Genomic DNA, 22,360 nt, shown 5'->3' with positions numbered 1-22,360 from the left:
ATGCTCCGCCTGAGCTGGACCCAGCCCGAAGACCTCGTACCGCACGGCCTGCGTGCCGCGCGGCTGGACGGGATCGACGTCGACGACCTCGAAGGGGAGTGGGTCGCCGCGGGCGGCTCGCTCCTCGGCCCGGTCAGCGGCGCCACCCCCGCCCCCGCGCCCGAGGAGCTGCGGGCGCTCGGCCGCACCGTGCTGCACCGGCTCGACGAGCGTGCCGTGCCGGACGCACTCCGGCTGGCCGAGCCGGACGACTTCGAGGAGATCCTCGCGGCCGCACCCGGGGTGCCTCCGCGCCCGGCGGACGGCGCATCGAGCGCACTGGCTGACCGCATCCACGGGGCCTGGCTCGGCCGTGCGGCGGGCTGCCTGCTCGGCAAGCCGGTCGAGAAGATCCCCCGGGAGGGCATCCGCGCGATCGCCCAGGACACCGGCAACTGGCCGATCGCCGGCTACTTCACCGAGATCGGTCTCGACCCCGCGATCGCGGCGCGCTACCCCTGGAACCGGCGCAGCCGCCCGACGAGCCTGGTCGAGAACATCGACGGGATGCCGGAGGACGACGACCTCAACTTCCCGCTGATCGCGCTCGACCTGCTCGAGCGGCTGGGCTCCGGCTTCGGCACCGACGACGTGGCGCAGTCGTGGCTGGCGAACCTGCCCGGCGGCCGGGTCTTCACCGCCGAGCGGATCGCCTACCGCAACCTCCTCGACGGCTACGAGCCCGAGGTGGCCGGCGCGGTGGGCAACCCGTTCCGCGACTGGATCGGCGCGATGATCCGCACCGACGTCTACGGCTGGGCGAACCCGGGAGATCCCGTCGAAGCCGCGCGGCTCGCGCACGTCGACGGCCGGCTCACCCACGGCCGCAACGGCCTCTACGGCGCTCTCTTCGCGGCGGCCGCGAGCTCGGCCGCCGTCACAGCCGCCGGCGTCGACGACGTGGTCGCCGCCGGTCTCTCCGTGGTGCCGACCGGATCGCGGTTCGCCGCCGCGATCGCGCTCGGGGCCGACCTGGGCGCGGGCTCCCTCTCGTCGGAGGACGCGCTCGACCGCATCTACCAGGAATACGGCCACCTGCACTGGGTGCACGTGCTGAACAACGCCGCGGTGCTGGCCTTCGCCCTGGTGCGGGGCGCGGGCGACTACCAGGCCACCATCACGACCGCGGTCGCGGGCGGCTGGGACACCGACTCGGTGGGCGCGACCGCGGGCTCGATCGCCGGGGGACTCCTCGGCGCCGCGAACCTGCCGGCCCGCTGGATCGACCCGCTGCACAACCGGCTCGCCTCCAGCGTGCCCGGCTTCGACGGGATCGGCTTCGACGAGCTCGCCCGGCGCACCGTGGCGGTGGTGCGGCCGGTGGCTGCGGACGGCCTGGCCGTCGGGGGGTCTCAGGCATGAACGACCGCCACCGCGATCCGGTCATCGACACCACCGCCGTCGCCGACACCACCGTCGACATCCACTCCACCGTCGACATCGACGAGGCGAACACCAACAACCTCGACCCGCTCGTGCCGCGGCCGATCGATCTGCCGACCGAGCTCCCGCTCGACGGCACGCTCGATCCCGCCGTCGGCGACATCGCGAAGGTCTTCGCCGCCCCGGCCGACCCGCGCGACTGGCCCGCCTGGCGGGCGGCGCTCGCCGCCTGGCGCGCCGACGCGCAGAGCCGGCTCGACTACCACGGCACGATCTACGACCGGGCCGACACGGCCTGGACCAGCGCGTGCTCCAGCGTGGCCCTGGTCTGGCTCTGGGACGAGCGGCTGTTCGACCGCGCGGCCGGGCGCTTCGACGTCGACGCGTTTCTCGCGCGCACGGCCGATCACGGCGGCTTCGACGGGATCGTGCTCTGGCACGCCTATCCGGTGATCGGCATCGACGACCGCAACCAGTTCGACTTCTACCGCGACGTGCCCGGCATCGCCGAGCTGGTCGCCGCCTTCCGCGATCGCGGCATCCGCGTCTTCATCGACTACAACCCGTGGGACACGGGGACCAGACGCGCCTCGCACGACGACGCCGGCGAACTGGCGCTGATCGTCGCCGAGCTGGGGGTCGACGGGGTCTTCCTCGACACGATGAAGGAGGGCGACTCCCGGCTCGTGCACACGCTGCTGGATGCCGAGCCGCCGCAGGTGCTGGAGGGCGAGTCCCGGGTGCCGAACCAGCGCATCCAGGATCACCAGCTGAGCTGGGCGCAGTGGTTCGCCGACTCCAAGGCACCGGGGGTGATGCGGGCGCACTGGTTCGAGCGTCGGCACATGATGCACTCGACGCGGCGCTGGAACCGCGACCACAGCGACGAACTGCAGTCGGCGTTCATGAACGGCACCGGGATGCTGGTCTGGGACACGGTCTTCGGCGTCTGGGTCGGCTGGAATGCGCACGATCGGGCGACGCTCCGACGGGTGCTGCGGGTGCAGCGCATCTTCAGCCGCCTGTTCTCGCATGGCGGCTGGACGCCGCTGGCCGATGCCTCGGCGGGGGCCGTCTCGGCCGGGGTGTACAGCTCGCGCTTCGAGGGGGTGGGGCCGGATGCCGGGCTCGCCCTGTGGACGATCGTGAACCGCGGCGACGCGGATCATCGGGGTGCGGTGCTCGAGCCGTTCCGGGACGCGGGGAGCGACACTGCGGCGTCGGTAGCAGGGATGGCAGCGGTGTCGGCGCCGGCCCCGTCGTCTTCCGCGGCGGTGGCGTGGACCTACGTCGATCTCGGCACCGGTCGCGTGCTGGGTGTGGAACCCGGATCGATCGAGGTGCCCGCGCGGAGCGTCACGGCGATCCTGGCGGTGGCCGACTCGCGGATGCGGGCCGAGGGTCGCGCCGGAGCGGGCACCGGAGCTGGAGCGGGTGCCGGAAATGGAGCCGGTGCCGGAGAAGGTGCCGGAGCCGATGCTCTCGCGGCAACGCTGTCCGAGGCCGTGCCCGGGCTCGCCGCCCTGCTCGAGGCCGCCGCAGCCGACACCGTGCCGGCGGACTCCGCCTTCCCCGAGCGGATCGCCGAGCGGGTGCCGGTCGTGCCGAGCGGCCCGGCCGCGGAGTCCGCGCCGGCGACCGTCCGGAACGCCCCGCGCGTCCGGGTCGAGGCGGGGGAGCGCACGATGCCGTTCCGCTACCGCCGTCGGGAGACCGGCAGCTATCAGGGCGCCCCCTACGTCGAGGAGTGGAAGCCGCTCGCGCCGCGCCTGCACGATCCCCGCGAGGAGTCGCTGCGCGTGACGCTCGGTCGGGTCGACGTCGCCGCGACCGAGGTCACGACCGCCGAGTTCCTGGCATTCGTCGAGGCCACCGGGTACGAGCCGGCCTGCGGCAACCGGTTCCTGGTCGGGGCGACCGACCCCGTGCATCCGGTGACCGGGGTCGATCTCGACGACGCCCGCGCCTACGCCCGGTGGGCCGGCGCCCGCCTGCCCTCCGAGTTCGAGTGGCAGGCCGCGGCCGCGCAGCCGGGGTTCCGGCGCGCACAGCCGCTGGTCTGGAACTGGACCGAGAGCGAGCACAGCGACGGCGTCACGCGCTTCGCGATGCTGAAGGGCGGCAGCGACCACGTGTCGCGCGGCTCGGAGTGGTACACCGACGGCGGGCCGCGGGAGCCGGAGTTCTCGCTGAAGTTCGTGCTGCCGGGCCTCGGGCTCGACCGCTCGCCGAGCATCGGGTTCCGGCTGGCGTGGGATGCGGCCGCCGAGCCGAGCGCGGGGACGGGCACAGACGCAGACACAGCCGCAAGCACCGGTACCGGCACCGGCACCGAGGAGGCGAACTGATGGAGCAGGATCACGCGACCGCGGGCCGCGCGCCGCTGGACGGCATCCGGGTGCTCGACGTGTCGACCCTGTTCGCCGGGCCCCTCGCGGCGACCTTCCTCGGCGACTTCGGCGCCGACGTGATCAAGGTCGAGCATCCCCGGAAGCCGGATGCCGCCCGCGGACACGGCCCCTCGAAGGACGGCGTGAACCTCTGGTGGAAGACGCTCGGCCGCAACAAGCGCACCGTGACCATCGACCTGGGCAGCCCCGAGGGCGCCGCCCTGCTGCTGCAGCTCGTGGCCACCGCCGACGTGCTGATCGAGAACTTCCGTCCCGGCACGCTCGAGCGCTGGGGCCTCGGGCCCGAGGCGCTGCACGCCGCGAATCCCGCGCTGGTGATCGCCCGGGTGACCGCCTTCGGCCAGATCGGGCCCTACTCCCACCGCCCGGGCTTCGGCAGCCTCGCCGAGGCGATGAGCGGCTTCGCGGCGCTCACCGGTCAGCCCGACGGGCCGCCGACGCTGCCGCCGTTCGGCCTCGCCGACGGGATCGCCGCGCTCGCGACCGCGTACGCCGTGATGGTGGGGCTCCGTGCGGTGACGACCGGCGGCGGCGGTCAGGTGGTCGACATGGCGATCATCGAGCCCATCCTGATGCTGCTCGGTGGTCAGATCACCGCCTACGACCAGCTCGGCACGGTGCAGGCGCGCAGCGGCAACCGCTCGGTGAACAACGCCCCGCGGAACGTCTATCGCACCGGCTCGGGCGACTGGGTCGCGGTCTCGACCAGCTCGCAGTCGATCGCCGAGCGCGTGATGCGCCTGGTCGGGCGGGAGGACGTCGTGAGCGAGCCGTGGTTCGCCTCGGGCCACCTGCGCGCCCAGCACGCCGACCTGCTCGACGACGCCGTCGGCGGGTGGATCGGCGCACGCTCGACCGGGGAGGTCGTCCAGGCCTTCGAGGCGGCGCAGGCGGCGATCTCGCCGGTCTACGACGTGCGGGGCGTGCTCGCTGATCCGCAGTACCAGGCGATCCACACCGTGACGACCGTCGACGACGAGGAGCTCGGGCCGGTCAGGATGCAGAACGTGCTGTTCCGGCTCTCGGACACCCCGGGGTCCATCCGCTGGGCCGGTCGACGGCACGGCGCGGACAGCGCCGAGGTGCTCGCCTCGATCGGCGTCACCCCCGAGCAGCTTGCCGCGCTCCGCGAGAGCGGGATCGTATGAACACGCTCGCGGCTCGCGCCGTCGTCACGGCCCTCTACGTGCCCGGCGACCGCCCCGACCGCTTCGCCAAGGCGGTCGCGACCGGCGCCCAGATGATCATCCTCGACCTCGAGGATGCGGTGGCTGCGGCGTCGAAACCGGCGGCCCGGGATGCGGTGGTGGCCTGGTTGAGCGCGGATGCTGCGGATGCCGCTGATGGTCCCGTCGTGCAGGTGCGCGTCAACGAGGGCGAGGAGGCCGACCTCCGGGCGCTCGCCGCCGTCCCGCCCGGGCGCTTCGAGCTGCGCCTGCCGAAGGTGGAGTCGGCCGCCGACGTCGATCGCGCCGTGCGCGCGCTGTCCGGGGTGCCGGTCACCGCCCTGATCGAGTCCGCGCTCGGCGTCGAGCGGGCGTTCGAGATCGCGAGCCACCCGGCGGTCACCCGGCTGGGGCTCGGAGAGTCGGACCTCGCCAGCGAACTCGGCACCCGGTCGGCGACCGTGGTCGACCACGTGCGCGTCCGCATCCTGCTCGCGTCGAAGGCGGCCGGGCTGCCGGCCCCGCTGCTCTCGGCCTACCCCGGCATCGGCGACGAGGAGGGGCTGCGCGCCGACACCGTGCGCGGCCGCGACCTCGGCTGGTTCGGGCGGGCCGCCATCCACCCCGCCCAGCTCGCGGTCATCGCCGAGGTCTTCGCGCCCCGGGACGACGAGATCGCCTGGGCGCGGGCGGTGCTCGCGGCGCTCGACGCCTCGGCCGGGGCGGTCACCCGCCTGCCCGGCGGCGAGATGGTCGACGAGGCCATGCGCGGCCGCGCCGAATCGATCCTCCGGCGGGCCTCCTCGGCCTGAGCCCTCTGCACCACGAGACACGAACCACGAACCACGAACCACGAACCTGGGCCCTCTGCACCACGAATCACGAACCTGGGCCCTCTGCACCACGAACCACGAAGGAGACCACGATGACGTGGACGACCAAGTCCCTCCTCGCCGCGCTCGGCGCCGCGGCGCTCGCGGCGGCGGCCCTGCTTCCGGCGGGAGCCGCCTCGGCCACGGCGGCGGGGCCAGCCACGGCGGGCTCCGGTCCCGCTGCGGCGACCGCGGCCGCTGCGACGACTACGGCCGCTCCCGCTGTCGCGACCGCGGGTGCCGCGCCCGCTGCGGCGGCCGTCGCGGCCGGCACCCTCGTGCCCGGCTCGGCGCCGAGCCCGGCCATCGGCGCGCCGATCGACTTCACGGCCTACCTCCCCGCCGGGTACGACCCCGCGGCCGCCACCCGCTACCCGAGCGTGTACCTGCTGCACGGTCGCGGTGACTCGCAGTCGGCCTGGCAGCAGGTCGCGCCGGCGCTGGACGAGATGATCGCCGACGGCACCATCCCGCCGGTCGTGGCGATCATGCCGGATGCGCCCTGGAGCGCCCGAGGCGGCTACTACGTCGATTCGCAGTACACCGGTGACGATCCCGGAACCACGCCCGGCGTGGCGGTGGAGACCGGGTTCACCACCGACCTGGTGCAGTACGTCGACCAGAACTACCGCACGGTCGACGACCGCTCCGCCCGGGTGGTCGGCGGCTACTCGATGGGCGGAGCCGGGGCCCTGCGCTTCGCGCTCGCGCACCAGGAGCTCTTCTCCTCCGCGCTGGTGCTGAGCCCCGCCGTCTACGTGCCGAGCACCCCGGTCGACTCCTCGACCCGTGAGTTCGGGGCCTACGGCGTAGGCGACGCTCTCTACGACGAGGCGCGCTACCAGGCGCTCAACTACCCGGCGGCGCTCGCGGCCTTCGACCCGGCGCTGCCCGTGCACCTGTTCATCGCGGTCGGTGACGACGAGTACGTGAACCCCGATCCGGCCGACACCGTCCACGATCTCGACTACGAGGCGGCCACCCTCTACAACAGGGCGAAGCGGGTGCCCGGCATCACGGCCGAGTTCCGCACCTACGACGGCGGCCACGACTGGGGTGTGTGGGAGCGCGGCTTCCGCGAGGGGATGGCCGACATCGCCGGCTACCTGGCCACCGAGCCGCCGGCGCCCTTCGACGGGGTGCAGACCGGATCGGCCGCCGACGACTTCGCGGGCGGCGTGCTGGGCCGGGCCGACGGCGGAGTGGTGCAGGCGATCGACGCGGGAGGGGCACTGCCGGGCCAGGTGGGCGCCGGCGGCTCCGACATCGTCGTGCAGAGCCGGGCCGCCGACGGCACCGTGTCGTGGACGACCCCGATCGCGACGCCGCTGAACGAGCGGGCCTACGGGGTCGTCGACGGCGGCGACGGAGCGGTCATCGTCGCGGGCTACCAGCGGCGCGATCACTCCGGCGCGCAGAACGACGACCTCCTCGCGGTGAAGCTCGCCGCCGACGGCTCCGTGCTCTGGACCGCGGCGGCGGGCGATCCGGCCGCGGCCGATCGGGCCTACGGCGTGGCCTCCGACGGTGCGGGCGGTGCCTATCTCGCCGGCTACAGCTCGGGCAGCGCGGCGGGCACCCCGTCGGCCGGCGACAAGGATGCGCTGGTCGCCCACGTGGGCTCCGACGGCGCGGTCGACTGGGTCACCCAGTTCGGCAGCCCAGGGGAGGACAAGGCCTTCAGCGTCTCGGTCGCCCCCGACGGCACGGTCTACGCGGGCGGGACCGCGGCGGGTGCGATGCCGCAGGCGACCTCGGTCGGTGGCTACGACGGCTGGGTCGCGGCGCTCGCACCCACCGGAGAGCTGCGCTGGCTGCAGCAGGTCGGCTCGACGTCCGGCGACCAGGTCTCGGCCGTGGCCGCGACCGACGACGGGGTCGTCGCGGCCGGGTACACGGGCGGCACCCTGGCCGGTGCCGGTGCCGGTGCCGGTGCCGGTGCCGCGACCTCGGCGGGCGGCGTCGACCTGCTCGTCGCCTCCTTCGCCGCCGACGGCGCACCGCGCTCGCTCGGGCAGGCCGGCAGTGCGGGCGACGACCGCGCATCCGCTCTCGTGCCCACCGGTGACGGGATGCTCGTGGCCGGGTTCACCGACGGCGCGCTCGGCACCCCGGCGGGCGGGGTCGACGTCGTCACGGCGCGGACCGGTGCGGACGGCGTGCTGGATCCCGCGAGCTACGCGCAGTTCGGCAGCCCGCAGCGCGACGGGGCGGACGAGTACGACGAGGGCAACCTCTTCGCCTCGGCGGGCGTGCCGGCGACGGCGGAGGCCGCGGGTTCGGTCTGGATCCAGGGTGCGACCTACGGAGCGGTCGACGGTGCGACGAACGCGGGCGGCTCGGACGTCTTCCTGCGGGCGGTGCCGGTGGCGGCGCTCGGGGGAGGCACCGAGCCGGTCGACGGGGGCGGTGACGGATCGGGCGCCGGCGCGGGGGCCGGTTCCGGAGGGGGTGCGGGCGCAGGTGCCGGCGCGAGCGACGGCGGGGCGACGGATTCGTCCCCGGCGGCGGGTGCCTCGGGCGCGCTGGGCCTCACCGGCCTGGACGCGACCCGCGCGGCCGCGCTCGCCCTGCTCGTGCTGCTCGGCGGCACGGCGGCCGCCCTCTGGTCGCGACGTCGCCGGGCCGGTCTGGCGCAGCCCTAGGTCGTGCCTGCACGAACGGGCTGAGGATCGCACTCACACGTGCACAGAGCGCTCATGGGCGCGATCGTCAGCCCGTTCGGACGGCGCCGCCCTAGAAGTGGCGGAAGCGGTCCGGCGCCAGGTCCCACGGATCCTTGCCGAGCAGCTCGGCCACGGCGCGGAAGACGCACGACTCGATCGCGAGGCGCCGATGCACCTCGTCGTCCTGGTGCAGTCGCGACATCCGCTCGATGGGGAGCCGGAACATGATGACCCGGTTCTTCGACACCGCCCAGCGGTCGACGTGGTCGGGCGAGCCGACGCCGGCCTGCGGCATGGTCGCGACCTCGAAGCTCACGGTCGCCAGCTCGTTCGGCCAGACGCTCCGCAGATACTCGGCGGTGGAGGCGACCGTCTGGTCGAACAGGTCGATCCGGGAGCGGAGGAACGGCAGATGCGGGCCCGCCACCGACGAGCGCAGGTCGCGACCGTGACGGTTGCGGGTGCGTGCCCGGATGGCCGCGGATCGCGGCGCCCGGCGGGATCGTGCCATGGCTCCAGTCTACGGCGGGTCGCCGGCGACACGGCCGCCCGCCATCGGCCCGGGGCCGCCGGCCGCGAGTACCGTAGAAGGAATGACGACCAGGGAATGCTCACGGCCCTCGTGCCGCGGTGAGGCCAGCGTGACGCTGACGTACGACTACGCCGATTCGCTGATCGTCGTCGGCCCGCTCAGCCCGGTCGCGGATCCGCACAGCTACGACCTGTGCGCGCGCCACATCGAGCGGCTCTCCGCCCCGCAGGGCTGGCAGGTCATGCGGCACGCCTACATCGAGCAGTAGGCCGAGCGGCCGACGCTCAGCGGCCGGCGGTCAGCGGCCGGCGGTCAGCGGTCCGCCAGTCAGGTCAGGTCAGGTCAGGTCAGGTCACGGCTCAGCGGTCCGGGAACCCGTTCGGCAGGCCCTTCAGGATGGGGTCGACCCGTGACAGGCGCTCCCGCTCCAGCACGAGCGCCCGGTACTCGCGGTCGCGCCGGACGGCGGCGACCGCCACCAGGAACGGGTACGGATGCACGTTCGGCAGCGGAGAGACGTACGGCGCCGTCTCGCGCGCCAGCTCCTCGGCCAGTCGCGCCGCGGTCGCCGGGTTCATCTTGGCGGCCTGGGTCAGGTACTGCGTCACCCGTCGTGAGAGCCGGTCGGGGAGCTTCGCCACGTCGGCGACCTCGGCCCATCCGGTGAGCTCGGGCGGAACGCCGATCGTGAACGGCACGGGCTGCGCGACGCGCTCGTGCTGGCTGTAGGTGCCCGCGAGGAGGTCGCCCAGCCGCTTCGAGCGCGAGTTCAGCAGCGCGACGATGAAGGCCAGGCCGCCCAAGGTGAGGTAGATCTCGACGACACCGGTGAGTCCGCGGATGACGGCGTGCCGAAGCGAGGCCGCCCCGCCGTCGTCGCGCACGATCCGCGACCCGATCGCGAGTTTTCCGAGCGACCGGCCGCGGAGCGCGACCTCGAGCGAGATCGGCACGACCACCAGCCAGAGCACCAGGAGGGCCGTGAACAGCGCTTGCGTGGCCGCGGGATCGATGGCCGAGTCCTGCACCACGGCGGAGAACGCGAGCACCGAGAGCAGGTAGCCGCCGATCGAGACGATGAAGTCGATCGCACCGCCGGCGGAGCGGAGCAGGACGCTCGCCGGCCTCACGTCGAGGGCGACCGCCTCGCCGCTGATCAGTTCGCCGTCGTCGACCACGGCGCCGGATCCTCCCGCGAACGGCTGCGTCATGAATATCATCTAAGCAGATGGATATCGACGCCTACTCCGCAGCCCACCGAGACGAGTGGGACAGACTCGACGAACTCGGCCGCCGCCGGTCGTTCACCGGGCGCGAGGCCGACGAGTTGATCGAGCGCTACCAATCCGGTTCGACGCAGCTCTCGGCCATGAAGACGGTGGCCGGTTCGACCGGTCAGGGCGACCGGTTGTCGGTCGCGCTGTCGCGAGCCCGCCTGCGGTTCACCGGCACCGGCACGAACGTGCTCAGGCAGCTCCCGGCGTTCTTCGCCCTGCAGCTGCCGGCGGCGCTCTACCGTCTCCGCTGGCTCACCCTCGCGGTGGCCGTCGCCACGGTGCTGATCTCGGCGCTCTACGCGATCTGGATCCTGCAGGATCCGGCGGTCATCGCCGCGATGGGGTCGGATGCCGACCTCAAGAAGTTCGCCGACGAGGACTTCGTGAACTACTACTCCGAGAACCCGGCCGCCTCCTTCGCCGGGCAGGTCTGGACCAACAACGCCTGGATCGCGGCCCAGTGCGTCGCCTTCGGCGTGCTCGGCATCTACGTGCCGGTCGTCATCCTGCAGAACGCGCAGAACCTCGGCGTCAGCACGGCGATCATGTTCCAGTACGGCCAGGGCGACAAGTTCTTCCTCTACATCCTGCCGCACGGCCTGCTCGAGCTCACCGCGATCTTCGTGGCCGCCGCCGCGGGTCTGCGCATCTTCTGGGCCTGGGTTGCCCCCGGCGCCCTGACCCGGGGCCGCTCGCTCGCCGAGAACGGTCGCTCGCTCTTCACGGTGGCCATCGGGCTGGTCTTCGTGCTCTTCGTCTCGGGCATCGTCGAGGGCTTCGTGACACCGAGCCCCCTGCCCGCCTGGGCGAAGATCGCGATCGGCGCGCTGGTACTCGCCGCGTTCCTGTTCTACATGCTCGTGATCGGGCGCCGGGCGGCTCGCGCCGGCGAGACCGGCGACCTGGCCGAGTTCGACGCGGGCGCCACGCAGCTCGTCGCGGGCTGATCCGGCAGATCGCGCGCGCCGAGCCTGACGTCTGACCGGGTCGGAGCCGGCAGGGTCAGAGCCGCCCGGCGGCCTTCAGTGCGATGTACCGGTCGGCGAGGGCGGGCGGCAGGTCGGCCGGAGGCCCGGTGACCACGTCGGCGCCGAACTGCTTGAGCACCGCGGTGACCCGCGCCACGTCCAGCAGGGCGCGCTCGGCCGCGGCGGCCCGGTAGACCTCCTCGCGGTCCGAGCGCTGGTGCACCCCCGCGAGAACGTCGGGATCGGTCACCGAGCTCACGACGACCATGTGGTTGCGCGCCAGCTGCGGCACCACGGCCATCAGCTCGCGCGAGATCCCGGGGGCGTCGATCGCGGTGGCGAGCACGACGAGCGAGCGCTGCGTGGTCACCTGGCGCACCAGGCCGGGCACTGCGGTCCAGTCCATCTCGATCAGCTCGGGTTCGACGGGCGCCATCACGTCGACCATCCGCGAGAGCAGTTCGGGCCCGGAGGCGCCGTGCACCCGTCCGCGCAGCCGCCGGTCGTAGAGCAGCAGGTCGACCCGGTCGCCCGCCCGCGTGGCGAGCGCGGCCAGCAGCAGGGCGCTCTCGAAGGCGGTGTCGATCCGGGGCTCGTCGTCGATGCGGGCCGCCTGGGTGCGTCCGGTGTCGACGACGATCACCACCCGTCGATCCCGCTCCGGGCGCCAGGTGCGCACCATCACGTCGGTGTGGCGAGCCGTCGCCCGCCAGTCGATCGACCGCACGTCGTCTCCGCGCACGTACTCGCGCAGGCTGTCGAACTCGGTGCCCTGACCGCGGATCATCACGCTTGCGCGGCCGTCGAGCTCGCGCAGCCGGGCCAGTCGTGAGGGCAGGTGCTTCCGCGCGTTGAACGGGGGCAGCACCCGGATGCGCCCCGGCGCGCGCAGGGTCGCCTGGCGGGCGGCCAGCCCGAGCGGGCCGAAGGACCGCACCGTCACCTGCTCGCTGCGTCGTTCGCCCCGCCGGAACGGGGTCAGGCCGATCGTGACCGCCCGGCGCTCGCCCGCCGGAACGGTCAGCGGCGACCGGGTCGTGCTCGCACCCGCCGAGGGCTGCCAGGCGTCGCGGACGACGGCGCGCAGGGTGCGCCGGCCCGTGTTCGTGACGAAGAGGGTGCTCGGGACGGTCTCGCCGAGCCGCACCCGCGAGGGGAGCGTGCGCGCCAGGGCGAGACGGCGCGGTGACCCGGCCGCGACGAGGTCGACCACCAGCAGCACCAGCACGAGCAGCAGCCACCCGCCGAGGGCGGGGAGCGCCCGGTCGTAGAGCTCGCCGATGAGCACCACCGGCACGATGCCGAGGGCGACCAGCGCGACGAACCGACCGGAGACCGTCATCAGATCGGCACCCGCACCTGGGTCAGGATCGACCGGAGGATCGAGTCGACCGACACTCCCTCGAGCTCGGCCTCGGGGCGCAGCTGGATGCGGTGGCGCAGCACCGGGAGCACCATCGCCTGGACGTGGTCGGGCGTGACCCCCGGGTAGCCGTTCAGCCAGGCCCAGGCCTTCGAAGCGGCGAGCAGCGCGGTGCTGCCTCGAGGGCTCACCCCGAGCTTGACCGAGGGGCTCTGCCGGGTGGCGCGGGCGAGGTCGACGATGTACGCGAGCACGTCGGGCGACGCCTGCACGCCGACGACCGCCTGCTGCGCCAGCCGCAGCTCCGCGGCGCCGAGCACGGGGGAGACGCCGGCGGTCACCAGGTCGCGCGGGTTAAAGCCGTCGGCGTGGCGCTGCAGCACCGCGACCTCGACGTCGCGCTCGGGCAGGTCGAGCACCAGCTTGACCAGGAAGCGGTCGAGCTGGGCCTCGGGGAGCGTGTAGGTGCCCTCGTACTCGACCGGGTTCTGGGTCGCGGCGACGAGGAAGGGATCGGGGAGCGGACGGGTGACGCCGTCGGCCGAGACCTGCCGCTCCTCCATCGCCTCCAGGAGCGAGGACTGCGTCTTGGGCGGCGTGCGGTTGATCTCGTCGGCCAGCAGGATGTTCGTGAACACCGGACCCTCACGGAACGAGAACTCGCCCTGCTTGGCGTCGTAGACCAGGGAGCCCGTGACGTCGCCCGGCATCAGGTCGGGGGTGAACTGCACGCGCTTGGTGTCCAGGCTCAGGGCCTGGCTGAGCGAGCGGACCAGGAGGGTCTTCGCCACCCCGGGGACACCCTCGAGCAGCACGTGCCCGCGGGCGAGCAGCGCGATGATCAGGCCGGTGACGGCGCCGTCCTGGCCGACGACCGCCTTGCCCACCTCGGCGCGCACCCGGCCGAGCGCGTGGCGCAGGTCGTCGGCGGTCGGCTGGTTCTGATCGGTCATGCGGGGTTCCTTACTCGTGCGGGCGTGGTGCGGGCTGGCGCCGGGCGGCGCGGTGGTCTCGGTCAGGGTCTCCGGCTGCGCTCCACCTGCTGCTCGAGCAGCAAGAGGCGATCGGAGAGGGCGAGGAGCTCGGCCTCGTTCTGCGGCACGGCGCCGACCAGGGTGTCGTGGACCTGGTCGACCGGGAGCCCGGTGAGCGAGGAGATCGTACGGCTCACCTCGAGGACGGTGGCGTGCCGGGGCAGGCCGAGCGCACCGGTCAGACGGGCGATCGTACCGATGCGGAGAGCATCCAGCGCCCGGCCGTAGGCGCTCTGGCGAGCGTAGAGCCGGGCCCGGCCCTCCATGGTCTCGCTCGCGCGCACGGTGACCGGCAGGTTCTCGACGACGACCGGGCCGAAGCGCCGGCCGCGCCAGACGCCGGCGGCCACGACCGTGACGAGCAGCAGCAGGATGACCGGGGTCACCCAACCGGGCGTCAGATCGCCGAGGGTCGGCACCGGTGACCCGTCGGCGGTCAGGTCGGCGCCGGTGGGCAGGTACCAGACCAGCGTGGGGTTCGCGCCCAGCACGCCGAGGGCGAGGGCGGCGTTGCCGCTCCGGGTGATCGCGTCGTTGGTCAGCGAGTCGCCCGCGCCGTAGGCGGTGACGGATCGGCCGGAGCCGGAGCCGGAGCCGGAGCCGGCGCCAGCGTCTGCGCCCGCGCTCGTGACGACGGCGAACGAGTCGCCGTAGGAGGGGAAGCACTCGGAGACCGTCGCGCCCGGGTCGGTCGAGACGACGCGGTAGGTCGACGTGGGCTGCGAGATGCTGCCGGCGCGGACGGCCGCGGGCAGGTCGCAGTCGGCCGCGACCGTGTCGACCGTCTCGGCGGCGCCCGCGGTGGCGATCTCGGGCGCGAAGGCGTCGAGTTCGGAGGTACCCGGCTCGAGCAGAACCACGTCGGTGTCGAGGGCGGCCAGGTCGGCCCGGCGCTCGTCGTCGAGGTAGCCGTAGGGGTCGCCGAACAGCAGGGTCGCCCGGCGACCGGACGAGTCCGCGGACTGCACCTTCTCCTGGGCCTGGTCGAGGGAGTCGGCGCGCACGACGTCGACGCCCTGCTGGCGGAGCACCTCGGCGAGAGCCCGGCTGCCCGAGGGGCCGGCGTTGTCGATCGAGTACCGCCCGGTGTCGGGCACCGAGGAGGCGGTGAGTCCGATGCTGACGACGGCGAACAGCGATGCCACCACGGCGATGACGATCCAGAACACCCAGCGCCGCGCGCTGGTGCGGAACCGCGGGGTGTCGACGGTCGCCTCCGGCTCGTCGCGGCTCGGAGCGTCGACGATCGGGGCGTTGAGGCCGGTCGCGCTCACGAGATCAGCTCGCCGGGCAGGTGGTCGAGCGCCACCGGTCGCGAGGCTTGGAGGTGGCGGTCGAGCGCCGCGATCCGGTCGTAGTCGCCTCGAGCAGCGCTCTGGCCGAGGTAGCGGACGCCGTCGAACAGGCGCGCGCAGCCCGAGAGCTCGGCCGATGCGTCCGGGAAGGCGACCCCGGCGCGGTGGGCGAAGTCGACCGCGGTCGTGCCCGGCGCGGTCAGCACGATCGTGCGCTCGGTCAGCTGACGGGCGAGGGCTCGGAACGCCTCCTCGACCGCGAGGTCGAAGTCGCCTTCCGCCGCCGCGCGCTGGGCGGAGGCCCGGAGCTCGGCGGCGCTGCGGGAGTCGTCGGCGCCGAACAGCGCGCCGGTGGCCACCCGGCTGCGTCGGTTCACCCGGGGGCGGCCGAAGACGATGAACGCCACCACGATCAGCGCCACGATCACGATCACCACGACCAGCGGAACGAGCCCGCTGAGGCCGGAACCGTCAGGCACCCGCAGGGAGTCGAGCCAGTCGCTGAAGCCCTGGGAGAGCCGGTCGAACCAGGTCGGTCTGGCCGCCTGATACGGCGGCTTGCCCAACTCGTCGACCAGCCAGTCGCGGGCCTGGTCGGCGCCGGGCTCGACCGGCACCTCGGCCACGAGCGCGCCGACGGCGGAGAACAGGGTCATCGGCCGACCTCAGCCCTGCGGGCCGTAGGCGGGCGGCGGCGGGTACCCGGCCGGCGCGTAGGCGGTCTGAGGCTGCGCCGCCGCCGCGGGGCGGGGCAGGTACGGGTCAGGCCACTCGTCCGAGCCGTCCTGACGCTGCTCGACGAACCGCGCGAGCTCGATGTCGAGACCTTCCTTGCGCATCCTCAGGTCGATGTAGACCACCGCGACCGTGGCGGCCTGGATCGCCGAGGTCAGCGCGCTGATCACCACGGAGAAGGCGAGGAAGAGCACGTAGAAGACGATCAGCGCCACGATGCCCGACCCGGTGCCGTTCGGGTCGACGAGCGTGATCAGGATCGGGGCGATGAAGGAGAACGGAGCGGTGATGATCTGGGTCGCGAAGTAGCAGATGACGGCGACGAGGACGATCACGCCGAAGGTGCGCCAGTAGTTGCCCTGCGTCAGCTGCCATGAGCGACGGATGGCCGCACCGACCCCGACCCGCTCGAGCACGATGACACTGGGCACCAGCGAGAGCTTGATGCCCAGCCAGAAGGCGAGCACCAGCAGACCGAGCCCGAGCAGGAACCCGAGGATGAGCCCGAGGGCGAGGAAGCCGGTGCCGAGCGACGCGAGCAGGACGATCACCAGCACGAGGAGGCCGATCCCCACCACGGCGGCGGCGAACAGGATTGCCAACCAGCCGGCCAGCGGCAGGATGCGGCGGAACGCCGCCTTCCACAGCTCGCCGAGCCGACGCTTCTCACCGAGGGTCGCCCGCGCCACCTCGAGCACGAGCACCCCCTGCAGCAGAGCGCTGCCGAAGAGCGAGAGCACGAGGGGGATGACGAGCGAGAGCACGAAGACGAGGACGTTGCCGGATCCGATCGTCTCCGAGTCGCTCGTGCCCTCGGCCGATGACGCGCGGCCGACGATCCAGACGACGGCCGCGCCGACGAAGAGCACGGTGATCAGCGTGACGGCCAGCTGCACGATCAGGCTGCTGCCGAAGGTCGGTCTCGGGTTGCGGCGCACGACCTGGAACGACGCGCCCAGCAGGGTGCCGAAGCCGAGGGGCCGCAGCGGGATCAGGCCGGGCTTGGGCGGGGGCGCCCACTGGCCCGGCGCCGCGGCCGGCCCGACCGCGTACTGCCACGACGGCTGCTGGCCGGGTGCCCCGTACTGCGGCGCCCCGTACTGCGGAACGCCGTATTGCGGCGCGCTGTACTGGGGTGCGGATGGGGGAGCGTACTGCGGGGCGGGCGGGGGTGCGTACTGGCCGTACTGAGGAGCGGGCGGCGGGGCGTACTGCCCGTACTGAGGAGCCGGCGGGGGCGCGTACTGCCCGTACTGCGGGGTCGGCGGCGGGGCGTACTGCCCGTACTGAGGAGTCTGGGCAGGAGCAGGAGCAGGAGCAGGAGCTGGTGCAGGAGCGGGTGCCGGCGCATCCTGCCACCGCGGCGGCTCGCCCGCATCCTGCCGCGGAGTCACCGCACCCGTGCTCGCCCCCGTGCCTTCCGACCCGGGCGCCGCCCAGTTGCCGTCATCGCTCATCGCCGCCACCGCTCATCGATCTCGCTCATCGGTCGTCCCGGCTACCGCGCCGGTGGGACCCACCCCGTCCCACGTCTCCATGCTTTCATACTCGCTCCGAGTTTTCTCGGCATGTGTAGTGAGCCGTCCCGGCGCTCGCCTGTGGAGGAGCGGGCCTCGACTACTGTGGTCGCCATGGACCCTCGCATTCTCGTTGTCGACGACGACACGGCCCTTGCGGAGATGATCGGCATCGTCCTGCGTGCCGAAGGATTCGACCCGACCTTCTGCGCCGACGGCGGCGAGGCCCTCGAGGCCTTCCGTGCGGCGAAGCCCGATCTCGTGCTGCTCGACCTGATGCTCCCGGGGCTCGACGGCATCGAGGTCTGCGGTCTCATCCGCGCCGAGTCGGGCACCCCGATCATCATGCTGACCGCGCGCACCGACACCTCCGACGTCGTGAAGGGATTGGAGTCCGGCGCCGACGACTACGTCGTGAAGCCGTTCAATCCCAAGGAGCTGGTGGCGCGCATCCGCACCCGCCTGCGCCCGGCGCCGGAGAGCACCCCCGACCTCCTGCAGATCGGCGACCTGCAGCTCGACGTCGCCGGCCACGAGGTCAAGCGCGGCGACGACCGCATCAACCTCACCCCGCTCGAGTTCGACCTCCTGCTCGCCCTCGCCACCAAGCCCCAGCAGGTCTTCACGCGCGAGATGCTGCTGGAGCAGGTCTGGGGCTACCACTACAAAGCCGACACCCGGCTGGTCAACGTGCACGTGCAGCGCCTCCGCGCCAAGGTCGAGGAGGATCCCGACAACCCGAAGATCGTCATGACGGTCCGCGGCGTGGGCTATCGCGCCGGCGCCCCGTCATGATGCCGGCCGGATGACGCGCCAGACCCGGCTGGGCCCGGCCGTCCTCCGCGGCTGGCGAAGCTGGCCGAGACAGATCGCGCGCCTGTGGCGGCGGTCGCTGCAGTTCCGCACCATCGTGGTCACGGTGACACTCTCGGCCATCGCCGTCGTCGTCACCGGAACCTACATGTCGATCAGCATCGGCAACGACCTGTTCCAGTCGCGCCTGCAGCAGGTGCTCGTCGAGTCCAAGAACGCCGCGACCGCGGCGCAGACGATCTTCGACTCCTCGGACGCCTCGGGCGAGGCCTCGACGATCTCGCTGCTGAACTCGGCCAAGTCGGCGATCATCGCCTCCTCCTCCAGCCGGTCGATCGCGCTCTACGCGACCCCGGGGCAGGCGGCCGGGTCGACCACCGTGCTCTCCTTCGCCAGCCCTGAGCTCGCGAACTCCGCCGTGATCACCCAGCAGTTGCAGGATGCGGTGGCCGCCAACCCCGACGGCGTGCAGCAGTACTGGCAGTCGGTGCAGCTGCCCGACGAGCAGGGCGGCATGGATCCCGGGATCGTCGTCGGCTCGCCGCTGACCATCCCCGGGGCCGGAGCCTTCGAGCTCTACATCGGCTACAACCTCGCCGAGGCCGAGCAGACGCTCGTCTTCGTGCAGCAGACGCTGTGGCTGGGCGGGCTCGCGCTGGTCATCCTGATCGGCCTGGTCGCCTGGCTGATCGTCAGGATCGTGGTGCAGCCGATCCGGATGGCGGCCGACACCAGCGAGAAGCTCGCCGCCGGCCAGCTCGAGGTGCGCATCCCGGAGCGCGGTGAGGACGTGATCTCCACCCTCGCCCGTTCCTTCAACGGGATGGCCGACAGCATGCAGTCCCAGATCACCCAGCTGGCCGAGCTCTCCCTCGTGCAGCAGCGCTTCGTCTCGGACGTCTCGCACGAGCTGCGCACCCCGCTCACCACCATCCGTCTCGCCGGCGACCTGCTCTACGACCAGCGCGAGAGCTTCCCGCCCGCCACCGGCCGCACCGCCGAGCTGCTGCACACCCAGACCCAGCGCTTCGAGTCGCTGCTGGCCGACCTGCTCGAGATCAGCCGCTTCGACGCCGGGTCGGCCGAGCTCAACACCGAGCCCACCAGCCTGGTGCGTCTGGCCGAGGATGCGATCGACCAGATGGAACCCCTCGCCGAGCAGGCGGGCTCGCCGCTGCGGCTGGTGGCGCCCGGCGGCTACTTCGAGGCCGAGGTCGACGCCCGCCGCATCCGCCGCATCGTGCGCAACCTGCTCGGCAACGCCATCGAGCACGGCGAGGGCAAGCCGATCGTGATCAGCGTCGACAGCGACCAGGAGGCGCTCGCCCTCTCGGTGCGCGACTACGGCAGCGGCATGACGGAGGCCGAGGCCGAGCGCGTCTTCGACCGGTTCTGGCGCGCCGATCCGTCACGGAAGCGCACCATCGGCGGCACGGGGCTGGGGCTCGCGATCTCGCTGGAGGACGCCACGCTGCACGGCGGTGCGCTCGAGGTCTGGTCCCGGCCCGGCGCGGGCAGCTGCTTCCGGCTCACCCTGCCGCGTGTGCGCGGCCTCGCCGCCACGGGGTCGCCCCTGCCGCTCGAACCGGCCGACGCCTTCGGCGAGGCGGCGGCGGTCGCCGAGCTCCGCCCGCCCACGCATCCGGTGCCCGCCCAGAAGGGCACGAACCCCCGGGAGGCCGATCGTGGCTGAATCGACATCCGCTACCCGGCGGCGGGGTCTCCGCGGCGCCGCGGTCGCGCTCGCGGCCGTGCTCCTGGTTGCGCTCGCCGCCTGCAGCGGCATCCCGCGCACCGGCTCGGTCGAGGCGGGCAACGCGATCGGCACCGACGACCAGATCGACGTCATCTTCCTGGCGGCCGACCCCGTGCCCGGCGCGACGCAGCAGGAGATCCTCAACGGGTTCATCCTGGCCGCGAAGAGCCCGCAGGACGACTACGCCATCGCCCGGCGCTACCTGACGCGCGACGCCGCGGCGACCTGGAAGCCGAACGAGTCGACCACCGTCGACACGGGCAGCCGCTCGATCTCGGCCGTCGGCGACACCCGGCTGCAGATGAGCGTCACCCCGGTGGCGAGCGTCGACTCCAACGGCTCGTACACCGAGAGCACCTCGAGCGCTCCGGCGCCGCTCACCTTCGACTTCACGCAGGACGACGGGGAGTGGCGGATCAACGCCCTGGCCAACGGCATCGTGATCGAGGACCTCTTCTTCGACCAGGTCTTCAGCTCCCACGCCCTCTACTTCTACGACCCCAGCTACACCTATCTCGTGCCCGACCTGCGCTGGTTCCCCACCTCCGCCTCGGTGGGCACCCGGATCGTGCGCGCCCTGCTCGCGGGCCCCTCGAGCTGGCTCGGCGGGGGAGCGGTGGTGACCGCCTTCCCCGAGGGCACGCAGACCTCCTCGGTCGTCACGACCGGCGGGCAGACGCAGGTCGAGCTCTCCAGCAACATCCTCCAGGCCGACGCCAACGACCTGCAGCGGATGAACTACCAGCTCAACGCGAGTCTCAGCGACCTCGCCTCCGCCTCCCGGGTGGCGATCTCGGTCGACCAGAACGTCGTCCCCATCCCGGGTTCCGACGTGCCCGAACCGATCGTGGCCCCACGGGTCGACGCCCAGCCGCTGGTGCTCCGCGACGGCGCGTTCGGCTACCTCTCGGGCGCCGGCGTCACCCCCATTCCCGGGGTGAGCGACCAGGTGCAGGATCTGGTGCCCCAGGCGGTCGGCTACTCCAAGACCTCCGGAACGGCGGCCGTCAAGGCCGCGAGCGGCGCCGTCTACGCCGTGCGCCTCGCGGGCGCGCAGGCCGTGCCGACCCTGCTCGACCAGCGCATCGACCTGATCGCGCCCGCCGTCGATCCGTTCGGCTACGTCTGGTCGGTGCCGGCCGACCAGCCCACCGCGCTCACGGCGACCGGAGCGAACGGCACGGCGATCTCCGTGCCGACCACCTGGGACGGCGCCTCGGCGATCACCTCGCTCGAGGTCTCCCGCGACGGCACCCGGGCGCTGGCCTACCTCACCAGCGGCGGGCTGCCGAAGCTCGTGGTCTCCGCGGTGATCCGCGACCCGAACGGCGTGCCCCGGGGGCTCGGCGAACCGATCGCGCTCTCCACCTCGGCCGGCACCCCGGTCGCGGCCACCTGGGTCGACCAGCTGACCGTGGCGTCGCTCGCCGTGCTGCCCTCGGGCGAGACGCGGGCGAGCGCGCAGAAGCTCGGCGGCCGGAGCACCACCCTCGGGGCGCCCCCCGCGGGCGTCGCGATGGCCGGGGGGAACGACCTCGAGGGCCTCCGGGTGCTGTCGGCCTCGGGCGACCTCCTCCAGCAGCGGGGGAGCGCGTGGCAGGCCGTGACCCCGGGGATCGGCGAGCTCGCCACCCAGAACTGACGGATCAGGACCCACTCTGCGGCGGTTCCTCCACAGCCGCGCCCGACGCGGCGGTCATCCACCGATCCCGGCGCTGCGGCCCGCCGGAGCCGGGCCGCCGCCAGCATTGCGGGCATGACCAGCACTCCTCTCTCTGATCCGCCGACCGCCATCCGCGCCGAGTCCGGCCTCCGCCCTCGGCCCGGCTTCTGCCCGTGGTCCGGCATCCGCCCCTGGTCTGGCCTCCGGCAGCCGTCCGACGTGCTGCGACATCCCTGGCTCGTCGACGCGGCCGCGCTCGTCTCCCCCGTGGGATGCGCCGGCTGCGGCCGACCCGACCGCGGGGTCTGCGACCGCTGCCGCGACGAGCTCCGCCCTCGGCTCGACCGGGTGACGGTTCCGGGTCTGGGGGTGCCGGTCCTCGTCGCGCTCGACTACGGCGGGGTGCCGGCGCGCCTCCTCCGTGCCCTGAAAGACGGCGGGCGAACGGATGCGGTGGGCCCGCTCGCCCCGGCCATGCGCGCGCTGCTGGCCGGTCTCCCGGCCGCGGTGCGGGTGGTGACCATGCCCTCCGTCCCGTCCGCCGTCCGCCGACGCGGGTACCGTCCGGTCGACCTCCTGGTCCGCGCGGCCGCCCAGCCCCTGTCGCGGCGGCCCGGTCTCGCGTTCACCCGCGAGGTGGCCGACCAGGCGGGGCTCGGCGTCGACGAGCGGCGGGCCAACCTGCGGGGCGCGATGCGCGCATCCCGAGCTGTCGCGGGCCGCCCTGTCGTGCTGGTCGACGACGTGCTCACGACCGGATCCACCCTGATCGAGGCCCAGCGCGCACTCGTCGCCGCGGGTTGTCCAGTGGTCGCCGCGGCGTGTCTGGCCTACACAGTGAAACGAAAGGTGTCCGGCAGGTAATTGGGT

The 22,360-nt window shown here is 73.1% G+C and carries 18 protein-coding genes; 11 read left to right on the top strand and 7 right to left on the bottom strand.

Annotation, left to right across the window (positions count from 1 at the left end; translation table 11 throughout):
* From AC59HU_RS10585 to AC59HU_RS10565, 5 genes are all read left to right on the top strand, one after another.
* Nucleotides 1–1,401 (top strand): ADP-ribosylglycohydrolase family protein, encoded by a 1,401-nt coding sequence (locus AC59HU_RS10585; RefSeq protein ID WP_497223344.1) that lies wholly within the window; start codon nt 1–3, stop codon nt 1,399–1,401.
* Nucleotides 1,398–3,770 (top strand): SUMF1/EgtB/PvdO family nonheme iron enzyme, encoded by a 2,373-nt coding sequence (locus AC59HU_RS10580; protein ID WP_497223343.1) that lies wholly within the window; start codon nt 1,398–1,400, stop codon nt 3,768–3,770. Before AC59HU_RS10585 ends, AC59HU_RS10580 begins: the two co-directional genes overlap by 4 nt.
* Entirely contained in the window at nt 3,770–4,981 is a 1,212-nt protein-coding gene (locus tag AC59HU_RS10575; protein ID WP_497223342.1) for a CaiB/BaiF CoA transferase family protein, read from the top strand. The genes AC59HU_RS10580 and AC59HU_RS10575 overlap by 1 nt, the downstream gene beginning before the upstream one ends.
* On the top strand, nt 4,978–5,811 hold the full coding sequence (locus AC59HU_RS10570; RefSeq protein WP_497223341.1) for an HpcH/HpaI aldolase/citrate lyase family protein: 834 nt from the start codon (nt 4,978–4,980) through the stop codon (nt 5,809–5,811). The genes AC59HU_RS10575 and AC59HU_RS10570 overlap by 4 nt, the downstream gene beginning before the upstream one ends.
* Before the next feature lie 113 nt (nt 5,812–5,924).
* Complete coding sequence (locus tag AC59HU_RS10565; protein ID WP_497223340.1) at nt 5,925–8,516, top strand: alpha/beta hydrolase; 2,592 nt, start codon at nt 5,925–5,927, stop codon at nt 8,514–8,516.
* Between the two features lie 91 nt (nt 8,517–8,607).
* Here the strand turns inward: AC59HU_RS10565 and AC59HU_RS10560 are convergent, their stop codons facing one another.
* Nucleotides 8,608–9,048, bottom strand: coding sequence for a metallopeptidase family protein (locus AC59HU_RS10560; protein ID WP_497223339.1), 441 nt, complete (start codon nt 9,046–9,048; stop codon nt 8,608–8,610).
* Between AC59HU_RS10560 and AC59HU_RS10555 the strand changes: the two genes are divergently transcribed.
* Nucleotides 9,011–9,337 (top strand): DUF3499 family protein, encoded by a 327-nt coding sequence (locus tag AC59HU_RS10555; protein ID WP_497223338.1) that lies wholly within the window; start codon nt 9,011–9,013, stop codon nt 9,335–9,337. The genes AC59HU_RS10560 and AC59HU_RS10555 overlap by 38 nt on opposite strands.
* 91 nt (nt 9,338–9,428) lie before the next feature.
* Here AC59HU_RS10555 and AC59HU_RS10550 read toward each other — a convergent pair whose 3' ends face one another.
* Nucleotides 9,429–10,280, bottom strand: coding sequence for an RDD family protein (locus AC59HU_RS10550; RefSeq protein ID WP_497223337.1), 852 nt, complete (start codon nt 10,278–10,280; stop codon nt 9,429–9,431).
* A gap of 17 nt (nt 10,281–10,297) precedes the next feature.
* On the opposite strand from AC59HU_RS10550, the gene AC59HU_RS10545 reads away from it, so the two are divergent.
* Nucleotides 10,298–11,293, top strand: coding sequence for a stage II sporulation protein M (locus AC59HU_RS10545; protein WP_497223336.1), 996 nt, complete (start codon nt 10,298–10,300; stop codon nt 11,291–11,293).
* Nucleotides 11,294–11,348: 55 nt separating this feature from the next.
* Here AC59HU_RS10545 and AC59HU_RS10540 read toward each other — a convergent pair whose 3' ends face one another.
* The 5 genes from AC59HU_RS10540 to AC59HU_RS10520 all read right to left on the bottom strand — a co-directional run bounded on the left by AC59HU_RS10540 (nt 11,349) and on the right by AC59HU_RS10520 (nt 17,198).
* Nucleotides 11,349–12,656, bottom strand: a complete 1,308-nt coding sequence (locus AC59HU_RS10540) for a DUF58 domain-containing protein (protein WP_497223335.1) — start codon at nt 12,654–12,656, stop codon at nt 11,349–11,351.
* A complete protein-coding gene (locus AC59HU_RS10535; RefSeq protein ID WP_497223334.1) occupies nt 12,656–13,630 on the bottom strand; it encodes an AAA family ATPase in 975 nt (324 codons plus the stop codon). The genes AC59HU_RS10540 and AC59HU_RS10535 overlap by 1 nt, the downstream gene beginning before the upstream one ends.
* A gap of 62 nt (nt 13,631–13,692) precedes the next feature.
* Nucleotides 13,693–14,985 (bottom strand): DUF4350 domain-containing protein, encoded by a 1,293-nt coding sequence (locus tag AC59HU_RS10530; RefSeq protein WP_497223333.1) that lies wholly within the window; start codon nt 14,983–14,985, stop codon nt 13,693–13,695.
* Nucleotides 14,982–15,662, bottom strand: coding sequence for a DUF4129 domain-containing protein (locus AC59HU_RS10525; protein WP_497223332.1), 681 nt, complete (start codon nt 15,660–15,662; stop codon nt 14,982–14,984). Before AC59HU_RS10525 ends, AC59HU_RS10530 begins: the two co-directional genes overlap by 4 nt.
* Nucleotides 15,663–15,671: 9 nt before the next feature.
* On the bottom strand, nt 15,672–17,198 hold the full coding sequence (locus AC59HU_RS10520) for a DUF7847 domain-containing protein (RefSeq protein WP_497223331.1): 1,527 nt from the start codon (nt 17,196–17,198) through the stop codon (nt 15,672–15,674).
* 174 nt (nt 17,199–17,372) lie between these two features.
* On the opposite strand from AC59HU_RS10520, the gene mtrA reads away from it, so the two are divergent.
* From mtrA to AC59HU_RS10500, 4 genes are all read left to right on the top strand, one after another.
* Nucleotides 17,373–18,053, top strand: a complete 681-nt coding sequence (mtrA, locus tag AC59HU_RS10515; protein WP_497223330.1) for an MtrAB system response regulator MtrA — start codon at nt 17,373–17,375, stop codon at nt 18,051–18,053.
* A gap of 10 nt (nt 18,054–18,063) precedes the next feature.
* Nucleotides 18,064–19,764 (top strand): MtrAB system histidine kinase MtrB, encoded by a 1,701-nt coding sequence (gene mtrB / locus AC59HU_RS10510; RefSeq protein WP_497223329.1) that lies wholly within the window; start codon nt 18,064–18,066, stop codon nt 19,762–19,764.
* Nucleotides 19,757–21,469, top strand: a complete 1,713-nt coding sequence (locus AC59HU_RS10505) for an LpqB family beta-propeller domain-containing protein (protein ID WP_497223328.1) — start codon at nt 19,757–19,759, stop codon at nt 21,467–21,469. Before mtrB ends, AC59HU_RS10505 begins: the two co-directional genes overlap by 8 nt.
* 114 nt (nt 21,470–21,583) lie before the next feature.
* The gene (locus AC59HU_RS10500) at nt 21,584–22,354 is read left to right on the top strand and encodes a ComF family protein (RefSeq protein WP_497223327.1); all 771 of its coding nucleotides are present in this window, start codon (nt 21,584–21,586) and stop codon (nt 22,352–22,354) included.
* Nucleotides 22,355–22,360: the final 6 nt, after the last annotated feature.

Source organism: Herbiconiux sp. 320_LB (genome assembly GCF_059691755.1).
Note: the sequence above shows the minus strand (reverse complement) of the source record. Positions and strands in the feature narration are given on the sequence as shown.